Genomic DNA, 16,430 nt, shown 5'->3' on the forward strand with positions numbered 1-16,430 from the left:
CTTAGTCTGCAAGTATGGCGGCAAGCCCCTTCAACCCCGGAAGGAAGAAATACGCCCCGCCCTTGACCGTGACGAACCGGGGCAAGCCGCCGATCAGGCGCGGGCATCCTTGCCTGTCCACATGGCTGAAAGCATCTGTCGCCATGCCACCGTTGACCGGTTTTCGGTGGCCGAGCAGGGGGTCGGATTCCCCGCTCAACCCCGCGAAATTGTGGCTGGAAATCCATGCGCCCTGCACGAATTCGAATTGCCGCGCGAGGTTGGCGTTGAGACAGATGAAGTGGATGCCGCTTGGTTCCAGGGGTGCATCTTCACCTGCCGCCATAGCCTCGCCGGGCGACATTGCGGGGCCGTAGGACCGCCCCCGCCGCACGATGCGGTGAAAGCGAGCGGCGGCGACGGCATCGTGGATCGCGGTTCCCTTGAGGCCGGCCGACGACAGCAGATCGCGAAAGAAGCCGCGCCGGCCCTGAGGATCGTCGCTGCTGCGTGGGTTCGCGCGGCGGACGTGCGCGCCGATGGGGCAGGCGATGCCGTCGGGATCTGCGGCGAAGGTGAAGCTGTTGTCGCGGTCCTGCGTTCCTTCGACCGGCGTTTCAGGCAGGCCGTCCAGCGGCGCGCCATCCATCGTGCGCCCGACCATGCGCTCCGCCAGAACGCCCGCCCCGTCAGGGCCGGCGGCCTGTGCCAGCCACTGCCAGAACCCGCGAACGTCCTGTTCGAGTTGGCGATAGACGAGGTAGCTGCCGTTGCGGCCTATCCCCTTTGCGGTGTGGTCGGCGACAAAACCATATTCGTTGGGATAGCCGAGCAATACCTCCCCCATGGCAAGGCGATTGCGGTAGATCCTGTCACGCACCCCTCCGGGGTGCAGCGTGCCCTCCCAGTCCAGTGCGGGCTGCGATACCCCATCGGCGAAACCGAAAGGCTCGTGGCCGACACGGGTATTGCTGCGATTGAGGGCGAGCAAAGTGCAGCCGGCAGCGGGTAGGGCGCTTACGATCTGCGTTTCCAGTGCCTCGATCGCCTCTTCGGTGGATAGCAGGATCAGCAGGACGTGGGGCTCTTTTTCACCCGCGCCCCAGTCCCAGTACTGCGGCGCGTTTTCTCCTGCGTCACCCAGACGGTGCGAGCGGCGTTCGTCTCCGGCCATGCCGTCCAGAAATTCCGGGGCGAAACCGGGGACGGAGTCCGGTGCGAAGCCCAGCGTGCGCAGACCCGCTGCGGTGAATGCGATCTGATCGACACGCGAAACCCGGTGCGATCTTGCATTTGCCAGAGATGTCACGGTCAGGCCCCGCAGCCATGCGCGCGCAGCGGCGGGGTTGATTACGCGCAGCAGCAGGTAACGTGCCGCCCGCAGCGAACCGAAGCCGCGATCGACGATGGCCTGGATGTCGCCGCTTTCGGCGGCGGCGGCGCTCATATCTCGGCGATCCAGCGGCGCAGGGCTGCCCCGGAAGGCGGGTTTTCGAAACCGCGTCTGATGCGGGTGTTGCGCGCCATGTCGTATGTACTGAGGCCGGGCATCGCCTTGTACCAGACCTGCGTGGGTATCTGGTGGTGGAACAAGTAGCGCTTGAAATCCTGCTCATGCCGGGCGCCGTCCAGGATCAGCCAGCGCGTGCGCGGATAGCCAAGCCCGTTGGAGAACGAAAGGTTCAGCCCGAAAGCGACCTTATTGATGAAATCGTCGTTATAGGCCTCGCGGCTGCCGTCGTAGTTGCTGGCGAAGAGCACCCGTCGTCCTTCGTCGAGGAAAGTCCACGAGGCGAAATGGATCGTGTTCACGCGCGCCAGGCGCCCCTTGCCGAAGATGTGCCGCGCGCCCCAGTCGATGACCCATAGAATGGCGATGGTCAGCCAGCGCCGGAACAGGCCCGGTTTGAGCGATCCGATGGCGCTGTACTGGTTGGTGATGTCGTGGTCTTCCAGCGCCGATAGAGTGCGGTTGCGCTCCCTTGACGGCGTGGGCGCAATCACCGGATCGCGGGTTTCGCGCCAGCGCAGGAGGATCGCCAGAAACGGAAGTGACGGCAGCAGCAGGGGAGCAAGAGCAATCGCTGCGACGGGGAGCAGCAGGAAGTGAGCGGTCTCGCCGATGCGCCAGGCTACCGGCGGCGCAGCAACCGGGTTGAGCGTCACGGCCGCGCCCGCCGCGCGCAGGATGGGCATCAATTGTTCTGGCGAGGCGCGGGGATGGGCCAGCCTTGCCGTGCGTAGCACGTCGTGGAGCGCGGCCTCCTCGCGCACCTGCGCCGCGCTTCTGCCCCGCCAGTTGACGTAAGTGGCGGCGGAGCGGATGCGATGGGCGTGCAACCATCGCAGCAGGTCGGTGTCATCGCGGAAATCAGCGCAATGGCCGAAAATCCGCCGCAGTCCGGGCGCCGCGATTGCCACGAGATCGGCGATCAAGCCATCCGGCGTACCGTCGAAGTCGGCGATGAAAGCCAGCCTTGTCGGCTCGTGGACGGGAAGGGTGGGGGCGATCAGCCGGTCGGGTAGCGACGGGTCCTCCAGCACGATGAAACGCGCTACGTGCAGCGAGGCGATCCGGCCGAACGGGACCAGCGGATTGACGGGGTCAGCCTGACCCGGCGCGGCGTTCATGGTTGCAAGCAGCGCGGAAAGTTCGGGCATGACGCCGTGTCGCAGCACACCGGCCACGAACAGCTGACCCTGCCCCATCACTGCTGGCTGCCGAACTCCAGGGCGAAATCTATCAGCCGCCTTTCGCCCCAGTACACCTTGCCGAGGTAGATCCCGGGTTCGATCATGCGAATTTCATCGCGCACCCGCGAGGCCAGGAGTGAGGTGTCCGAATAGTCGAGGACGATGCACTCCTTGGTGTCCAGCCAGCTTTCCCCCTTGTAGACCTTGGCGACTATGGCCTTCAGTCCCAGCGGCAGGATATGGTTGCGCAGGAAGCCGTGCCTGGCGTCGAATACTTTGCCCTGCCAGGCGAAGAAGTTGATGATCGCTGCGATCTCGTCGGAAAAGCTGGTTCCCGGGGCGATGATCGCGGTGCCCTTGGCTTCTCCATCGGGGATCGGTCCTGCCTCATGGGACGAGAACAGCGCATCCAGATCTGCCTGCGACATCTTGAGCCACTGCGAAACGACGGTCCCTGTCATAGTGCCCTCCCGGTCCATGCGCCGTTTGAATCGACTCGCCGGACAGTTGCCGGAAAGATCTATTGTGCGGCTATATTAGGAGGATTGTCACACCATAAGAGAAACAAGACAACACTATTGATGCGTGCCCCTGTTTTTGCGCCAGCCGCGCTATTCGGTGGTTGCCGGAAGCGTGAGGACAACGAGCAGGCCGGGGCCATCCTGCCTGTTCTCAAGCCGGATCGTGCCGCCGGACAGCGTCATGGCCTTCGTGGCGATCGACAGGCCCAGGCCGCTGCCCGATGCCTTTGACGGGCCGCGCTCGAAACGGCGCAGCAGTCGCTCGCGGTCAGTCATCTCCACGCCGGCTCCCCGGTCGCCGATGGAGATTGCGAGATGGGCGGAACTGCGCACGATCGCGATGTCGATCCGTCCGCCGGAAAGGGCATGGCGCGTGGCATTTTCGATCACCGCCGACAGCGCGATCTGCAGCGCAGAGGGGTCGCACCGCCAGCGCACAACATGATCGGGGGTGACGGTGAACTCCATCGCGTCCGCAGCAAGCTGCCCCGCTGCCTGTGCCACCACATCGCCTACCAACGCATGGATGTCGGCAGAGCGGTTGGATACTGGCGTGGCATTGAGCCGGGCGAGGGTGAGCATGCCGTCGATCAACCCGTTGGCCCGGTCGACCATACCGATCAGCCTGTTCACATCGTCGGAAATTTGTGAAGGGCCGGTCTTGCGCAGCAATTGCGCCTGCGTGCGTATAGCGGCGAGGGGGGTGCGCAGTTCGTGCGCGACATCGTCGGTGAAGGCCTGTTCCAGCTCGTAAGCTTGCCCCAGACGCGCGAACAGTTTGTTCAGGGCGACGATCAGCGGGCCCAGATCACGGGACCATTCGCCCGGCTCCAGATGCGTGAGATCGGCCAGCGAGCGGGCGTTGAGCGTGGATGCCAGCCGTTCGACTTCCGACAGGCTGGTGCGCAGCGTCAGCCACAGCACCGCCATTCCGGCCGCAAGCAGGAGCAGCATCGGCAGCGCCAGCTTGCGCAGGACGGGCAGGATCGTGAATTCGCGCATCGCATCCCGCTCGGCCACCACGATCAGCAGGCGGGGGTCGCGGCCCGGCAGGCCGTAACTCCGCCAGCGGTCGCTTACGGCGGTGAAATCGTGCAGTCCGGGCTGGCGGGGGACAAGGCTTACCGGTGCGCCCCATCCCGACTGGGCGACGGGCTGGCCTTCCCAGAATACCGCGAACATGCACCAGTCGTAGGATGCGTGGAACGCCTTCTTTTCCTCGGCGGTGAGCAGGGGATCGTCGGCGCTGCCAAGGCCCACGCCCCGCGATTTCAGCACCGTGGGCGTCAGTTCGTCCTGCATCATCATGTAAAGCAGGCGCGAAGCATTGACGAGCTGTGCATCGGAGGCGCGCCCGATCTCCCGGCTGGCGACCGTGTAGAGAATGGCGCCCATGGCCAGTCCGGTCAGCGCCAGCAGGATCAGCAGCCGCCGATAGAGCCGCGTCGAAAGCGAGGACCGTCTCATACCTCCTGGCATCCCACCATATAGCCCAGACCGCGCGCGGTGCGGATGAAGTCACGCCCGAACTTGCGCCGCAAAGCCGAGATGGCGACTTCAACGGTGTTGGATTCCACCCAATGGTCCTGATCGTAAAGTTCGCCTTCGAGATCCGCCTTGGAAACGAACCGTCGGCTGCGCCGCATAAGCAATGCCAGCACGCGAAACTCCTTGGCGGTCAGCGCAACGGGTTCGCCGTCCAGCGCCGCGATGTGGCCGGTGAAATCCAGCGTTACGCCGCCCACGCTCACGCTGTCGTCCTGGCGGCGGTCCTTGCGGCGTAGCTGCGAACGGATGCGTGCGGCCAGCTCCTCCAGGTCCACCGGCTTGACGACATAATCGTCTGCGCCGGCATCGAGCCCGGCCACGCGGTGGGGCGTGCGGTCGAACGCAGTGATGATGATCACTGGCGTCGCGTCCTTTGCGGAGCGCAGTTCGCGCAGCACTTCGAGGCCGGACATATGGGGCAAGCCAAGGTCGAGCAGAATCACGTCGTAGCTGGCGACGCGGGCAGCGGCGAGCACGTCGTCGCCGCGAGTGAAAAGGTCGGCGACGTAACCGTCCAGTTCAAGCGCCCGCTTCATCGCGGGGCCAAGGTCGGCGTCGTCTTCCGCAACCAGCAGGCGGGGCAAGGCATGGCTCCAGGCGTGGTTGAAGGGCCACGTAAGTCGCGGGAGTACGCCACCTTATGGGCGGCCGTCAAACCGCGCGAAAATGTTTCTCGTCCATCAGCTTCGCATCAGCTTCGCGGTCTAGAGCCTGCATTCGGACCTGAACCCAGGCTCCCTTCGGCAGCATGGCCGCTGTGAAGGGATTTGAAAAAATGGCTAACGAAACATGACGATTCACAACCCGCCGGGAGAGCTTTTCTCTTCATTCCGCGGCGCTTCCCCATTCCTTTCCGCCCCGGCGCGTTCGCGGCCCGGGCTGGCCCCTTGCGTGGCGCTGGTCGGCTGCGATGGGTCGGGCAAATCCACCCTGGCGCGCGATCTTGTTAGCCTGCTTGACCGGCAGGCGCCAACAAAGTCGATGTATTTGGGCCTCGGCACGGGAGACCTCGGGCGACGCATCGGCGAACTGCCGCTGATTGGGGCGCTCGCCGAACGCTATCTTTCGGGCAAGGCGCGCAAGGCGCATGACGGGCCGGCAAAGCGCCTGCCTGGGCTGGTCACGGCGCTGGCGATGTACGGCTTGTCGCTCGCGCGCCTACGCCGCTTCCGCAAGGTCCTCGATTACCGCCGCCACGGCGTTCAGGTGATTACCGACCGCTATCCGCAGGCAGAAGTGTCGGGCAGTTTCGACGGACCGGGCCTCTCGTGGACCCGAAAGGGTTCGGCGCTGGTCGAACGGCTCGCCTCGCGCGAGCGTGCGCTTTACGCCGGGATGTCGGCCTGGCGGCCGACCGTGGTGATCCGCCTTAACGTGGATGTCGACACGGCTTTGGCCCGCAAGTCCGACCACCAGCGCGACATGCTCGAAAAGAAGATCGCGGTGGTGCCGACGCTTGATTTCGCAGGCGCCTATATCGTCGATGTCGACGCGACCCGGCCCTACCGCGAAGTGCTCGAAACCGTGCTTGCCGTGCTGCGCCGCCATGGTCTGAACGCCTGATGTGTTCCCCTCAATTTACTGAACTGCTTCTGCCACCACGATGAACACTGCTTCTCTTCCTCCCCTGATCGCGGTCATCGGCTGCGACGGGTCCGGTAAATCGACCGTCACCGAGGCGCTCCAGCAATGGATGGATGCGCGTGTACCGACGAAAATCTGCCATCTGGGCAAGCAATCGGGCAATATCGGCCGCTGGATCGCGCGGTTGCCACTGCTGGGCGGCAGGCTGGACAAGTCGATCCATGCCAAGGCCCAGCGCGCGCAAGCCGACAAGGGGCCTGGCCTGCTCGCAGCGCTGGTCATATTCGTATTCTCGATGCGGCGGGTGCGCCGGTTTCGCCGGATGATGCGCCTGCGCCGCGGCGGCAACGCCATTATAGCCGACCGTTTCCCGCAGCTTGGTGCGCCTGGCCCGATGGACGGCTTGGGACTGGCTCAGGCGCGCCGTTCCGGCATGGTCGGCCTGCTCGCGCGGGCGGAGCGGCGGCAGTACGAGGGCATGGTGGCTAATGCCCCGGACCTCGTGCTGAGGCTTAATGTTTCGCTGGATGTTGCCGTGGCCCGGAAGCCGGATCACCGCTTGTCCTCGCTCGCCCGCAAGATCGCGGACGTGCCGCGTTTGACCTTCGGAGGCGCCCCGATCGTCGAGATCGACGCGGAGCAGCCGCTCGAACAGGTGCTGGCGCAGGCAAGGGCCGCCATTGACGAGCGCGTGGCGCTGTTTGCAGCCGCCCGTCCGCGGAGTGCCGCGCGGTGAAGGCTCTGAACGTAAAGCACTGGTTTGCCGACGGGGTATTCCGCACGATCCTGCGCAATGCCTCGTATCTGGGTTCAAGCAAGCTCCTTGGCGCCCTGCTGGGCCTGATTGCGCTCGCCTGCGCCGGGCGCGGGATGACGCCGGCGCTGTTCGGCACGCTCGTGCTCATCCATTCCTATGCCAATGGCGTGGGGGCAGTGGTCAAGTTCCAGACCTGGCAGTTCATCGTGCGCTACGGCGCGCCGGCACTGGGGCGCGGAGACCTTGACGAACTGCGCGACGTGACCGGCTTCGCCTTCGGACTCGACCTTGCCAGCGGACTGGTCGGGCTGGCCGGGGGGCTGATATTGCTGCCGTTCCTGGCCGAAAGGTTCGGCATCGCAGCGCAGGACGTCAGCATCGCGATGCTCTATTGCACCCTGATCCCCACCATGACCGCTGCAACCCCTACCGGCATCCTGCGCGTGCTGGACCGGTTTGACCAGCTTGCCGTGCAGCAGCTCGTCACCCCGCTGCTGCGCGCGGTCGGCGGGGCGGTTTCGTATTTCGGCAACTTCGGCTTCACCGGTTTCGTCGTTACCTGGTTCGTAGCCGACCTTGCCGGTGACTTGTGCCTGTGGATCATGGCCGCCATCGAACTGCGCCGCAAAGGCATCGACGGCGCGCTGCGGCCCGGTCTTTTGGGTCCGGGGCGGCGACTGGAGAATGCCTGGGACTTCGTGTGGACCACCAACATCGCCCATTCGATCTGGGCCGCCTGGGGTCCGATCAGCAACCTGATCGTCGGCGCCCTGCTGGGCCCGACCAGCGCGGGCCTGTTCAAGATCGCGTCGACTTTCTTCGATTCCGCCAGCAAGCCCGCCGATCTGCTGTCGCGCAGTTTCTATCCCGAGATCATGCGGCTAGACCCCACCAGCCGGCACCCATGGCAACTGGCGATCCGCAGCGCGTTGATCTCCGGCGCTATCGGCTTCGTGATCCTGCTTCTGGTGATGCTGGGCGGCGAGCCGGTCATTGGCATGGTCTTCGGCAAACGCTACGTCGAGGCTTACGATCTGCTGCAACTCATGACCGCATCGCTGATCGTGACGATGGCAAGCTTCCCGCTCGAATCCCTGCTCTACATGGCCGGGCGGCAGCGGGCGGCGCTGGTCGCCGAAGGCGCGGCGGCGCTGGGCTATGCGGGCCTGATCTTCATGCTGATCCATGTGTTCGGCATCGAAGGAGCAGGGCTGGCCTATGTCGCGGGGGTGTGCCTGAAGGCGGTGTTCATGCTGCTGCCCACACTTTGGGCCTATCGTGACCGGAGCAGTCTTTCGCACGTCATGACGCAGGGAGCGCGCGCATGACCACCCGCAGCACATATCCGGCAGCCGTTCTCGATGCGATGTTCGAGGCGGTGGAGATGGACGATGTCGTCGATCCCGTGGTCAGCCTGCCGGCCTCGATCCCGGTCGCCTGTACGCAGGAGGAGATGCGCCGCTGCCTCGATCTGTGCATACAGTTCTGGCGCGCCGGCGCCATTCGCGCCGACTTGCGAAAGTTAGCGACAACGCTGCTGCACACCGGCGACCTGCCGCCGGATGCCCGCATACGCTACAAGCACATTCGCGCTCGCTACAAGCACTTGCGCTTTGCGCTGGTGCTCTACGGCAAGCCGCATAAGGCACCGCTGCTGTTTCGTTCGACCGTTGCGGTGATGGGCCACCTTCAGGATGCATTCCGCAATAGACAGCGCGCGGCGGTGCTGGGCTATGCCCTGCTGCTGAGGGGATTGCTGATCTGGCCGGTCTGGGCTGCTGTTCAGCGGGAGGTGGATGCCGTGCGTCTGGACAACGCGGCGGGGTTCCTTGCCTTTCGCCGGGCGGAATTTGCCCGCCTGAAGTCATGGGTTCTGGGCAAGGCATTGACCGGCCACCGTTTCCACGCGATGCGCAAGGTCATCAGCCGGCAGGTCTCGTTCTACGACACCATGCGCACGCTGGAGCCTGACGATCAGGTTTACCGGATGTCGCGCTTTCTCAGCGCGATAAACGGGCTGATGGGCAGCCTGCACGACGAGCTGGTCGAACAGGCATCGGCCGGGCACCGGGACTACCATAAGGATGATTTCCCGCTGCCCGAAGACATCCGTTGCCGTCTAGAGGCCCTGACCGCGCGCTATCCCTTGACGGCCGTAGACCGGAGCGCGGCGGCTTCTTAGGGCCGGCCACGCTCCTGCTCTGCGGCTCATCGGTTCTGCAAACAGCCTCGCCGTCACTTGGCTACGGGGAAAGCCCTGACGAGGGCGTCGTATTGCATTTTGCTGATCTCGATCATCGAGCCATGGCGCAGACCAGCGGGCATTTCGAAGCGGTTCCATTCAGGCACGCCGGAATTGCCCGATACCTGAAACCACGGGCCTGACAGGCGCGGCGCCTTGGACAGGCCGTAGCTGGTTCCGGCATACTGTTCGTAATACATCAGCCAGTCCTCGCCGCCGGGGGCGCGGATCAGCGTGGGCGCCTCGCGGAAGTTGGGGCTGACCGGCGCGCCCGGCTGCGGGTAGGGGCCGAGCAATTCCTTGGCGCAGGAGATGCGCACCGTCTTGCCGGTCGTCCAGTTGTAGCTCGGATACCGCTCATCCTTGATGACCGCGCAGTACCCGCTGCCGTCTGCCTCGGGCTGGATGAAGGTGTCGATCGTGGCCATGTCCCAGTCGAACAGGCGCCTGGGGGCTTTGGCGAACTTTTTGAGATCGGGTGACTGGACGTAGAGCGTGCGCTGGCTGGCCCAATAGCGCTCCGGGTCCTCGGGCACGCCGGGGACGGTGGCGGTGTGCCAGGTCAGCAGGAACTGGCTGGATGCCTTGTCGAAGAACAGCTTGGGCGCCCCGATCCGCTGCAGCGCGTGGGGCAGGCCGGGCACGTTCTTCACATCAGGCTTGTAGGTGCCATAGGGCTTCCAGCTAACGAGATCGTCGGAAACCCAAAAGCGGATATAGGGGTCCTCGTCGCTCTTGTTGCCGACAAGGAAATAGCGTCCGTCGGCGCCGCGCGCGATGGATGGGTGGCCGTGATAATCTTCGGAAACCGGCTTGCCGCCATTGATCTGCTGCCAGTGCAGGCCATCGCGGCTGACCGTGTAATAGAGCACGCCGTAGCGCTCCTTGGTCATATGCGCGAAAAGATAGGCCTTGTCCGGGTTGACGTAAGGCGTCTCGGGCGCGCCGGGAATGACTTCGGCGGAAGGCTTCACTTCGGTGGTCGCCGGCATCGCACTTTGCGCGGCCAGAGGCGTCTGGACCGTCAGGATGGTGATCGCCGCCAGGCCCGCCGTCAGGCTCAGACGCGTGGCTATGCGCGGATTGCCCCGTTCCAAATTGTCTCTCCCATGTTTGTTCGTGGCGTCAAAAAGCCGCCTCCATCGTGCATTGTCAAGATTCATCTTATAAATACGGTTTTAGTCGTTATGGAAGGTGTTCTGGCTTGACCGGCTGATTCGACATGCTCGCTGGGTTCCCACCGAGCGCGGCGGGTCGATGGCCGGAAGACCTATCATTGCGAAGCAAGATAATCCGGGGAGACGAGATGGGACTGGCAACGATCGATATCACCGTAGTGGTGATCTACGCGATCGGCATATTCGGGCTGGCCCAGTGGGTCAGCCGCGACAAGCCGGGAGCAGGGCCGAAGGGTTCCGCCGACTACTTCCTTGCCTCCAAGAACCTGCCCTGGTGGGCCATCGGCGCCTCGCTGATCGCGGCGAACATCTCGGCGGAGCAGATCGTCGGCATGTCCGGTTCGGGCTATGCGATCGGCCTTGCCATCGCCTCCTACGAGTGGATGGCGGCGGCGACCCTGCTGATCGTCGGCAAGTTCTTCCTGCCGATCTTCCTGCGCAATGAAATCTACACGATGCCGCAGTTCCTCGAGCGGCGGTACGGCCCCGGCATCCGCACGCTGATGGCGGTATTCTGGCTGGTCCTCTACGTCTTCGTGAACCTGACCAGCATCATCTGGCTGGGCTCCATCGCGGTGACGCAGGTGGCGGGGGTCAATCAGGATGTGGCGCTGGTAGTGCTGGGCGTCTTCGCGCTGCTCTACCAGCTGCGCGGAGGACTGAAGGCTGTGGCGCTGACCGACATCGTGCAGGTTACCCTGCTGGTGATGGGCGGCCTCATCATCGCCTATCTGACGCTGGGAAAAATCGGCGGCGCTGAAGGCGTTATCGGCGGTTTCTCGCGCCTTCTCGAAGTTGCGCCGGATCACTTCCAGATGATCCTGCACCCCGATAATCCGCATTACATGGACCTGCCGGGCCTTTCGGTCCTGATCGGCGGCATGTGGATCGCGAACCTGTCCTACTGGGGCTTCAACCAGTACATCATTCAGCGCGCGCTGGCTGCCAAGTCCATCGACGAGGCGCAGCGCGGCATGCTGTTCGCGGCGTTCATCAAGCTTATCATGCCGATCATCATCGTGCTGCCGGGCATCGCCGCCGTCATTCTCGCGCCGGACCTCACCAAGGCGGACGAGGCTTATCCGACGATGATGCGCCTGTTGCCGCCGGGCCTGCTGGGGCTGGTCTTTGCCGCTCTGGTGGCGGCGATCATCGCTTCCACCGCATCGAAGATCAATTCCATCGCCACTATTTTCACCCTCGACGTCTGGGCGAAATTCCGGGGTGTTCCGGCCGATGATGATGCCGTCGCAGCCGACCGGAAGCTGGTGCGGGTGGGGCGGATCGTGGCGGTCGTCGCCATCATCATCGCCATTCTTACCGCGCGTCCGCTGGTGGGATCCAGCGAACAGGCCTTCCAGTTCATCCAGGAATTCACCGGCTTCTTCACGCCGGGCATCACCGTGATCTTCCTGCTCGGCCTTTTCTGGCGCCGGGCCAATGAGCCGGGCGCGATCAGTGCGGCGGTGGCTTCGGTGCTGCTGTCCTGGGGGTTGAAGGTCTGGGCGCCGGGCGTCCCGTTCATGGACCGCATGGGGATCGTCTTCCTTGCGGCGCTTGTGCTGGCGGTGGCGGTCTCGCTGCTCACCCCGGCGCGGCCTGACAAGCACACCATCTCGACCGGCGACGTGAAGTATGCGACGTCGACCGGCTTCAATGCAGGAGCGATTGCCGTGTTTCTCGTCCTATGTGTCCTCTACGCGGTGTTCTGGTGAGCGCCGCCCCCTTCATCGCTGTCGACTGGGGCACGACCAACCGGCGGGCCTACCGGATCGAGAACGGCGAAGTCGTTGCGACCGAACGTGACGACCGGGGTATCCTTGCCGTTCCCGCCGGTGGCTTCCCCGCGCTGGTCGCCGAACTTCGCGCCCGGTTCGACGGACTGCCGGTTGTCATGGCGGGCATGGTCGGTTCGAACCGGGGCTGGCACGATGCCGGCTACATCGCCTGCCCCGCCACGATCGAGGCGCTGGCGGCTGGCGTCGTCACGCCGGAAGAGGGCGTCTCCATCGTGCCGGGCGTCTGCGTCGATACCAAAAGCCGCGCAGATGTGATGCGCGGTGAGGAAGTGCAGCTTCTGGGCGCGGTCGCGGCGGGGCTTGCGCCTGCCGATGCGCTGCTGTGCCAGCCGGGCACGCATAACAAGTGGGCCGTGATGAAGCACGGCGCCATCGCCGACTTCACCACCGCCATGACCGGCGAGATGTTCGCGCTGCTCAAAGCCCATGCCCTGATCGGTAGCGAGATGGCCGGCGAAGTCGATGCCGGGGACGATTTCCGGCAGGGCGTCGAAGCCTGCGCCGATGCCGACCTGCTCGCCGCGCTGTTCGGGGTGCGCGCCGCCTCGGTCCTTGGCCACCGGGCGCCCGGCGCGGCGGCGGCTTATGTCAGCGGCCTGCTTATCGGCAGCGATTGCCGCGCACGGATTACGCAGCCGGGGCAGCAGGTTCATCTGCTTGCCGACGGACTGCTCGCCGATCTCTATTCCGCCGCCATCACCATCGCCGGGGGGCAGGCCGTTGTCGTTGACAGCAAGGCCTCGTTCGTTGCCGGTATCACTCGTATCAGGAACCTCCTCCCATGACCGATTTCGCTTCCGCCCTCGCGGCATTACCCCTGATCGCCATCCTACGCGGCATTCGCCCCGATGAGGTCGAAGCTGCGGGCGAGGCGCTGGTCGAGGCGGGCTTCCGCCTGATCGAGGTGCCGCTCAATTCGCCCGACCCGCTGGTCAGTATCGAAAAGATGGCCCGCCACCTGGGCGACGCTGCCATCGTCGGCGCCGGCACCGTGCTGACCTCGGCGCAAGTCGCGCAGGTGCAGGACGCGGGCGGCGCGATGATCGTCTCGCCCAACACCGACATCGCGGTGATCGCCGAGAGCGCGAAGCGCGGCATGGTTTCGCTGCCCGGCTACTTCACGCCGAGCGAGGCCTTCGCGGCACTGGCGGCGGGGGCCAGCGGCCTCAAGCTGTTCCCGGCGGAGGCGGCAAGCCCGGCCGTCATCAAGGCGCAGCGCGCGGTGCTGCCCAAGGAGACTCCGCTGTTCGCCGTGGGCGGCATCGGCCCCGACACCATGGCGCCGTGGCTTGCCGCCGGAGCGAACGGCTTCGGCCTCGGCTCGGCGCTTTACAAGGCGGGGCTGACCACGCAGGAGATCGCCGCCAATGCGCGCGCCTTCGCCAAGGCCTGGGCCGAACTGGAGGGCCGGGCGTGATCCGCCGCATCGCCCCCATCGCACTGGGAATGGCGCTGGCGCTGGGCGGCTGCGCGGCAACCACCGCAGGTTCGCCGGTGGCCGCCACGCTGACCAACCCGCTGCTGGCCAGCGGTCCCGATCCGTGGATCGTCCACCACGGATCGACCTTCTACTTCATGGGCACCAAGGGCGACCGGCTGGCGATCCGCCAGACCGACGATCTTTCGAAACTGGCCGATGCGCCCGAGCATGTCATCTGGACGCCGCCCGCCACGGGCCTGAACGCCATCTCGATCTGGGCGCCCGAACTGCACCGGATCGACGGCAAGTGGTACGTCTACTACACCGCCGCCGAGGCCGGGCACGACGATGATGCACATCGCGGCGTCTTCGTGCTGGAGAACGCCAGCGCCGATCCGCTGGCCGGCGAATGGATCGACCGTGGCCGCATCGTCACCGGCATGACCGGACTTGACGGCACCGTGTTCGAGCATGGCGGCAAGCGCTACTTCGTCTATTCCGCTTATGACGGCCCGGACAGCGTGCTGGCCATCGCGCCGATGACCAACCCATGGACGCTTGGCCCCGGCGAAACGGTGATCGCGCGGCCGGACCTTCCTTTCGAGCGGCAGGGCGGGCGCCAGATCCTGGAAGGGCCGGAATTCCTTGCCGGGCCGAAGGGCGACCTGTTCCTGACCTATTCGGCCAGCGCCTGCTGGTCGGACGATTATGCGCTGGGCCTGCTGCATGCCAGGCCGGGCAGCGATCCGCTGAGCGCGGCAAGCTGGACCAAATCGCCCAAGCCCGTGCTGGCCAAGGCGCCGCAGAACAACGTCTACGGCACGGGGCACAACGGCTTCTTCACCACCGATGGCGGCAAGCAGACCTGGATCGTTTACCACGGCAATGACGGCGCCGGGATGAAGTGCAGCGAAACCCGCTCGCCGCGCGTGCAGCGCATGGAATGGAGCAAGGACGGCATGCCGGTTTTCCCGGTGCCCTCGCGGGCAGGCGACCCTGTTCCGGCGCCGATGCCCTGAACCGCAGATGCTCCCCGTCGCGGTGCGAAGGGGAGTATTTTCGCCGGGCACGGCTTGTCGCCCGCCGGCGAACGCGGGATAACGCCAGGGGAAGAACGCAGCGCGAAACATCGGGCCGGTATCGGGGCGCCCATAGCACTTGGGACGCGGGACTGGCTGCCTGATATTGCGAACGGCCGGATCGAAAGGCAGCGTCGATGCGGCTCGGCCCTGGCGGACGCGGTTCGAGGTCGGCGGCGCGGGCTCGCAAACGAGCGCCGACCCGGGTGATCCCGGTAACCCGTTCCCGCAGGAGACGGGCCTTATGGGGAGCCCTTGGTAGATGAACCGGTCCGGGTCAGGCGCTGGTGGCGTGGTCCACGGCTGATACGCCGCGCCCCTGGCCCCAACACCGGCCCGAAACACCGATGCCAACGTGCGCACGGCAGCAGCGGATGTTGGAGCATATAACCTATATGGTTATATATGTCAAGTGTAACCAGCCGTCAGCCCCTCGGCGTGAGCAGCGCCAGATTCACCGCATCGCCCATCGCCCGCAGCCCAGCGTCGTTGGGGTGCAGGTGATCGCCCGGATCGAATTCGGGGCGCAGGTCCGCGGGCGCGGCGGGATTGCGCACGGCGGCCTCGAAATCGACGACGCCGTCGAACACCTTGCCGGTGCGGATGGCGGCGTTCACCGCCTGGCGCACCTGCTCCTTGGCGGGAGACATGTACCCGGCCCTGAATGCGGGTGTGATGGTGCCGCCGATCACCTTGATCCCCAGTGCATGGGCGCGGGCAACGAATTGACGGTAGCCGTTCAGCAGGTCTTCCGGGGTGACCGCATCGGCGCCGGAACCGCTGCCGCCGATGTCGTTGATGCCTTCAAGGAATACTACGTGGGTCACGTTGGGCACGCTGGCAACGTCGCGCCAGAAGCGTTCCAGCGCGGACACGGCGCGGCCCGCACGCAGGACGCGGTTGCCGCTGATGCCCATGTTGACCACACCGCAGCGGCGCGCGGCGGGAAGCTGCGCCATGCGTTCGGCAAGGCGTCCCGGCCAGCCGCGCGTCTGGGCGGAAAGGCCCAGGTAGCCGTCGGTGATCGAATCCCCGAAGGCGACGACGGTGCAGGGCGCGGCCGGCGCCCGCACCGAAACCAGCGAGAGATAGGGCCGCGCCTTGATCGGCGTGAAAGCGGCTTGCGGCGCGCTGGGCGCAAAGGCCATTTCCATGCCCAGATTGGTGCGTCCGGGCCGGGTGGGGGTGGAGAACGTGACGCTGACGATCACGTCCTGCGCGTTGGTCAGCGGCAGGACCAGCGGATCGCTGATGGCGGTGCGGCCCCTTGGCAGGGCGATGCCGGGCTTGCCGCCGAACACGATGGGATGGACGGTATTGCCGCGCGGTTCCGTGCCTGCCGCGCCGATCGGGCTGGCCACGGTCACTTGCGAAATCGCCAGCGGCGCATCGCCTTCGGCATTGCTGAAGGTAAGCTGCATCGCATTGCCCGCCTGGCTCAGCCGCACGCGGTAGCGGTAGGTGCCGGCCGGCTGCACGGGTTCCCCGGCGCCGCTGTCCGCAGGCGCATAGCCCCATGCACCGGCCCAGACGGGCGCGGTTTGTGCATTGGCAGGAACAGCGGAAAAGGCGAGACCGCAGGCGGCCAGGATGATCGGAATACGCATGGTGTTTCCCATCCCGGCCGCT

15 protein-coding genes are annotated in these 16,430 nt (G+C 65.4%); 8 read left to right on the forward strand and 7 right to left on the reverse strand.

The features are described from left to right. Position 1 precedes the first annotated feature (1 nt). The 5 genes from V474_RS08120 to V474_RS08140 all read right to left on the reverse strand — a co-directional run bounded on the left by V474_RS08120 (position 2) and on the right by V474_RS08140 (position 5,326). Positions 2–1,426, reverse strand: coding sequence for a Dyp-type peroxidase (locus V474_RS08120; RefSeq protein ID WP_059151023.1), 1,425 nt, complete (start codon positions 1,424–1,426; stop codon positions 2–4). Continuing rightward, positions 1,423–2,688, reverse strand: a complete 1,266-nt coding sequence (locus V474_RS08125) for a hypothetical protein (protein ID WP_059151024.1) — start codon at positions 2,686–2,688, stop codon at positions 1,423–1,425. Before V474_RS08125 ends, V474_RS08120 begins: the two co-directional genes overlap by 4 nt. Further along, a complete protein-coding gene (locus V474_RS08130) occupies positions 2,688–3,134 on the reverse strand; it encodes a hypothetical protein (protein WP_059151025.1) in 447 nt (148 codons plus the stop codon). The genes V474_RS08125 and V474_RS08130 overlap by 1 nt, the downstream gene beginning before the upstream one ends. A 150-nt stretch (positions 3,135–3,284) precedes the next feature. Next, entirely contained in the window at positions 3,285–4,661 is a 1,377-nt protein-coding gene (locus V474_RS08135; RefSeq protein ID WP_059151026.1) for a sensor histidine kinase, read from the reverse strand. After that, entirely contained in the window at positions 4,658–5,326 is a 669-nt protein-coding gene (locus V474_RS08140) for a response regulator transcription factor (RefSeq protein ID WP_059151027.1), read from the reverse strand. The genes V474_RS08135 and V474_RS08140 overlap by 4 nt, the downstream gene beginning before the upstream one ends. A gap of 307 nt (positions 5,327–5,633) precedes the next feature. On the opposite strand from V474_RS08140, the gene V474_RS08145 reads away from it, so the two are divergent. The 4 genes from V474_RS08145 to V474_RS08160 are packed head-to-tail and all read left to right on the forward strand — an operon-like array spanning position 5,634 to position 9,265. Then, positions 5,634–6,305, forward strand: coding sequence for a nucleoside/nucleotide kinase family protein (locus tag V474_RS08145; protein ID WP_236710942.1), 672 nt, complete (start codon positions 5,634–5,636; stop codon positions 6,303–6,305). 40 nt (positions 6,306–6,345) lie between these two features. After that, a complete protein-coding gene (locus tag V474_RS08150) occupies positions 6,346–7,062 on the forward strand; it encodes a nucleoside/nucleotide kinase family protein (protein ID WP_059151029.1) in 717 nt (238 codons plus the stop codon). Continuing rightward, positions 7,059–8,411 carry a lipopolysaccharide biosynthesis protein gene (locus V474_RS08155; protein ID WP_148649323.1) on the forward strand — a complete coding sequence of 451 codons (1,353 nt, stop codon included), beginning with the start codon at positions 7,059–7,061 and terminating at the stop codon, positions 8,409–8,411. The genes V474_RS08150 and V474_RS08155 overlap by 4 nt, the downstream gene beginning before the upstream one ends. Further along, on the forward strand, positions 8,408–9,265 hold the full coding sequence (locus V474_RS08160) for a hypothetical protein (protein ID WP_059151030.1): 858 nt from the start codon (positions 8,408–8,410) through the stop codon (positions 9,263–9,265). The genes V474_RS08155 and V474_RS08160 overlap by 4 nt, the downstream gene beginning before the upstream one ends. A 53-nt stretch (positions 9,266–9,318) precedes the next feature. Here V474_RS08160 and V474_RS08165 read toward each other — a convergent pair whose 3' ends face one another. Next, a complete protein-coding gene (locus tag V474_RS08165; protein WP_169795037.1) occupies positions 9,319–10,422 on the reverse strand; it encodes a glycoside hydrolase family protein in 1,104 nt (367 codons plus the stop codon). A gap of 209 nt (positions 10,423–10,631) precedes the next feature. On the opposite strand from V474_RS08165, the gene V474_RS08170 reads away from it, so the two are divergent. From V474_RS08170 to V474_RS08185, 4 genes are read left to right on the forward strand one after another with little or no spacing between them, the layout of a single operon-like run. Next, on the forward strand, positions 10,632–12,218 hold the full coding sequence (locus V474_RS08170; protein ID WP_059151031.1) for a sodium:solute symporter family transporter: 1,587 nt from the start codon (positions 10,632–10,634) through the stop codon (positions 12,216–12,218). Next, entirely contained in the window at positions 12,191–13,087 is an 897-nt protein-coding gene (locus tag V474_RS08175; RefSeq protein ID WP_059151032.1) for a 2-dehydro-3-deoxygalactonokinase, read from the forward strand. The genes V474_RS08170 and V474_RS08175 overlap by 28 nt, the downstream gene beginning before the upstream one ends. Then, positions 13,084–13,719, forward strand: a complete 636-nt coding sequence (locus V474_RS08180) for a 2-dehydro-3-deoxy-6-phosphogalactonate aldolase (protein ID WP_059151033.1) — start codon at positions 13,084–13,086, stop codon at positions 13,717–13,719. Before V474_RS08175 ends, V474_RS08180 begins: the two co-directional genes overlap by 4 nt. Positions 13,720–13,748: 29 nt before the next feature. Beyond that, positions 13,749–14,741, forward strand: a complete 993-nt coding sequence (locus V474_RS08185) for a glycoside hydrolase family 43 protein (protein ID WP_059151459.1) — start codon at positions 13,749–13,751, stop codon at positions 14,739–14,741. A gap of 485 nt (positions 14,742–15,226) precedes the next feature. On the opposite strand, the gene V474_RS08190 is transcribed toward V474_RS08185, so the two are convergent. Beyond that, positions 15,227–16,408 carry an SGNH/GDSL hydrolase family protein gene (locus tag V474_RS08190; RefSeq protein WP_059151034.1) on the reverse strand — a complete coding sequence of 394 codons (1,182 nt, stop codon included), beginning with the start codon at positions 16,406–16,408 and terminating at the stop codon, positions 15,227–15,229. Positions 16,409–16,430 lie beyond the last annotated feature (22 nt).

The sequence above is a fragment of the Novosphingobium barchaimii LL02 genome, from assembly GCF_001046635.1.
GTDB lineage: Bacteria > Pseudomonadota > Alphaproteobacteria > Sphingomonadales > Sphingomonadaceae > Novosphingobium > Novosphingobium barchaimii.